General features: G+C 47.5%; 2 tRNA genes. Both read left to right on the top strand.

Annotated features, from left to right (window positions below):
- Window positions 1–95 precede the first annotated feature (95 nt).
- A tRNA-Ile gene (locus tag G5B43_RS19230) sits at window positions 96–169 on the top strand.
- 36 nt (window positions 170–205) lie between these two features.
- A tRNA-Ala gene (locus G5B43_RS19225) sits at window positions 206–279 on the top strand.
- Window positions 280–318: the final 39 nt, after the last annotated feature.

Below are 318 nucleotides of genomic sequence, written 5' to 3'. Positions count from 1 at the left end.
TATACAGGTTTTAAGCTTTATAGGCTATAATTAGAAAGGGTGTGCCTGAAGGCAATGTCCGGGCAGCTGGCCAGGAGCTCGGAGCATACATATCCAGTCCCGTAGCTCAGTTGGTTAGAGCACTACACTGATAATGTAGGGGTCAGCAGTTCAAGTCTGCTCGGGACTACTTTTTATACCGTGACCTATAAGATAAGCTAAAAAAGGGGAATTAGCTCAGCTGGCTAGAGCACCTGCCTTGCACGCAGGGGGTCAACGGTTCGAATCCGTTATTCTCCACATGTTTCAGCGTATGGTTTTCCGACAGCTGAAAGAAAG

The sequence above is a fragment of the Sphingobacterium sp. SGR-19 genome, assembly GCF_011043555.1.
Taxonomy (GTDB): domain Bacteria; phylum Bacteroidota; class Bacteroidia; order Sphingobacteriales; family Sphingobacteriaceae; genus Sphingobacterium.
The sequence above is the reverse complement of the archived record's forward strand: the minus strand, read 5'-3'. Positions and strand labels throughout refer to the sequence as shown.